Here is a 3,264-nt window from a genome sequence, read left to right as displayed (position 1 = left end):
TCTGCCGTCCGGCGGCGGCCAGGACGCGGAAGGCGGCCTGACCTTCGACACGGGGCGCGTGGCAGCGAGCGTGCTAGCGTTCGCGCCTTATGACCGCATGGAGCCCGCATGTCCCGACTCACTTCCGCCTGCCTTGTCGCAGGCCTTATTTCCACCGGCCTGACCGGAGCCGCCATGGCCGCTGACGAATCCCAGGACAAGTACGCCTGGCTGGAAGAGGTTGCCGGTGACAAGCCGCTGACCTGGGTCAAGGCCCAGAACGCGCAGGCGGAAGCCAAGCTGGCGCAGACCCCGCAGTTCAAGCAGATGGAAGCCGGCATCCGCGAGGTGCTCGATTCGGACGCCAAGATCCCGGGCGTGGAGAAGATCGGCGACTATTACTACAACTTCTGGAAGGACAAGCAGCACGAGCGTGGCGTGTGGCGCCGTACCACGCTGGTGGAGTACCGCAAGGCCGAGCCGCTGTGGGAAACCATTCTGGATCTGGATGCGCTGAACAAGGCCGAGGGCGAGAACTGGGTATGGCATGGCGCCAACTGCCTGCGTCCGCAGTACACCCGCTGCCTGATCGCGCTGTCGCGCGGCGGCGCCGATGCCGATGTCACCCGCGAGTTCGATCTGGTCAAGAAGGACTGGATCCAGGACGGTTTCTTCCGTCCCGAAGCCAAGGGCGGCCTGGCCTGGATCGACCAGGACAACGTGTTCGTCTACACCGATTTCGGCGACGGCTCGATGACCACCTCCGGCTACCCGCGCGTGGTCAAGCAGTGGCGCCGCGGTACCCCGATCAGCGCGGCCACGACCGTGTACGAAGGCAAGCCCGAGGACATGTACATCTCGGCGATGCATGACGATACGCCCGGTTTCGAGCGCAATTTTGTCAACCGCACGATCGCTTTCTACAACAACGAACTGTTCCTGGTCGGCGCCGACGGCAAGCTGGTCAAGGTGGATGCGCCGAACTCTGCCGAGAAGAGCGTGCGTCGCGAATGGCTGACGCTTGAACTGCGTGAGCCGTGGACGGTGGGCGGCAAGACCTACGCCGCCGGTTCGCTGCTGGCGACAAGGTTCGACGATTTCATGGCCGGCAAGCGCACGTTCGACGTGCTGTTCGCGCCGACGGACACCACGTCGCTGGCCAGTGCGGTGTGGACCCGGTCGCACGTGGTGCTGAACGTGCTCGACGACGTCAAGAACCGCCTGAAGGTCCTCACCCATGGCCAGGACGGCTGGGTGTCCAGCGATTTCACCGGCGCACCGGCGTTCGGCACGATTGGTGTCGGCGCGGTGGATGCGGATGAAAGCGATGCGGTTTGGATGACCGTGACCGACTATCTGACCCCGACCGCGCTGGCCCTGGCCGAAATCGGCCAGCCGCCGGAAGTGCTCAAGACCATGCCGGCGTTCTTCGACGCCAGCGGCAAGGTGATCGAGCAGCACTTCGCCACCAGCAAGGATGGCACCCGCGTGCCGTACTTCGTCGTGCATGACAAGGCGATGAAGCTGGACGGCTCCAACCCGACCCTGCTGTACGGCTATGGCGGCTTCGAGATCTCGCTGACCCCCGGCTATTCCGGCGGCATGGGCCGTTCCTGGCTGGACAAAGGCGGCGTGTATGTCGTGGCCAACATCCGTGGCGGTGGCGAGTACGGTCCGCGCTGGCACCAGGCGGCGCTGAAGCAGAACCGGCACAAGGCCTATGAGGACTTCGCCGCGGTGGCGCAGGACCTGGTCAGCCGCAAGATCACCTCGGCCAGGCACCTGGGCGTGCAAGGCGGCAGCAACGGCGGCCTGCTCACCGGCAACATGCTGACCCAGTACCCGGAGCTGTTCGGCGCGGTGGTCGTGCAGGTGCCGCTACTGGACATGAAGCGCTACAGCCACCTGCTGGCTGGCGCCTCGTGGATGGCCGAGTACGGCAACCCGGATACGGCCGATTGGGACTACATCAAGACCTTCTCCCCGTACCACCTGTTCGATCCGGCCAAGAGCTACCCGCCGGTACTGTTCACCACCTCCACCCGCGATGACCGCGTGCACCCGGGCCACGCCCGCAAGATGGCCGCGAAGATGATCGAGGCCGGCAAGGACGTGACCTACTACGAGAACATCGAAGGCGGCCACGGCGGTGCGGCCAACAACGCGCAGGCCGCGCACATGCAGGCGCTGGCCTACAGCTTCCTGTGGGAGCAGCTGGGCGGGAAGTGATGTCCGACGGCAAGTGATGCAGGAAAAACGCCACCTTCCGGTGGCGTTTTTTTGTTCAGGGCGGCGTGGAGTGGATCAGCGTTGCTGCCAGCGGCGCAGGCCGCGGCCGATACGCTCCACCGCCTGCTGCAACCGCGGCACGTCCTGGGTGTAGGCGATGCGCACGTGCTGATGGGCGCGGTGCTGGCCGAAATCCAGCCCCGGCGTGAACGCCACATGTTCGGTTTCCAGAAAGTGCGCGCAGAAGGCCTGCGCATCGTCGGTGAACGCGCTGACATCGCAATACAGATAGAACGCGCCCTGCGGTTCCACGTCGATGCGGAAGCCCAGCTCGCGCAGGGCCGGCAGCAGGTAGTCGCGGCGCTGGCGGAACTGTTCGCGACGCTGCTCGAAGAGGGCGATGGTCTCGGGCTGGAAACACGCCAGCGCCGCATGCTGGGCCATCGACGGCGCGCTGATGTACAGGTTCTGGGCCAGCTTCTCCAGCTCGGGGACCGCCTGCGGCGGCGCCACCAGCCAACCCAGCCGCCAGCCGGTCATGCCGAAGTACTTGGAGAAGCTGTTCAGCACGAAGGCGCCGTCATCGACTTCCAGCACGCTGGGCGCGTCGAAGCCGTAGGTCAGGCCGTGGTAGATCTCGTCGACCACCAGATGTCCCCCGCGCGCCTTCACCGCGCCGGCCAGCGCCGCCAGCTGCGCCTTGTCCAGGGTGGTGCCGGTGGGGTTGGCCGGCGAGGCGAGCAGGGCACCGAGCTGTCGCGATTCCAGTGCGCGTCGATCAGCTCCGGGGTGAGCTGGTAGCCGGTGGCGGGCCCCGCCGGCACCAGTTGCGCGGCGCCTTCGACCAGACGCAGGAAATGCCGGTTGCAGGGATAGCCCGGGTCGGCCAGCAGCCAATGCCGGCCGGGATCGACCAGCAGGCTGGAGGCCAGCAGCAGGGCGCCGGAGCCGCCGGGCGTGATGAGGATGCGCTCGGGGTCGATGTCCAGCCGGTAGCGGTCGTGGTAGAAGCCGGCAATGGCCTGGCGCAGAGCCGGCAGGCCGCGGGCGGCGGTG

At 66.5% G+C, this 3,264-nt stretch carries 1 protein-coding gene and 1 pseudogene; one reads left to right on the top strand and one right to left on the bottom strand.

The features are described 5' to 3' along the window. Positions 1-108 precede the first annotated feature (108 nt). A complete protein-coding gene (locus tag JCM9942_RS12700; RefSeq protein ID WP_054660102.1) occupies positions 109-2,208 on the top strand; it encodes a prolyl oligopeptidase family serine peptidase in 2,100 nt (699 codons plus the stop codon). 75 nt (positions 2,209-2,283) lie between these two features. On the opposite strand, the pseudogene JCM9942_RS12695 reads toward JCM9942_RS12700, so the two are convergent. Then, a pseudogene (locus JCM9942_RS12695) lies at positions 2,284-3,264 on the bottom strand (pyridoxal phosphate-dependent aminotransferase); the annotation flags it as partial.

This window comes from Stenotrophomonas pictorum JCM 9942 (assembly GCF_001310775.1).
GTDB classification, from domain to species: Bacteria; Pseudomonadota; Gammaproteobacteria; order Xanthomonadales; family Xanthomonadaceae; genus Stenotrophomonas; species Stenotrophomonas pictorum.
This window is presented reverse-complemented; position numbering and strand designations above follow the sequence as displayed.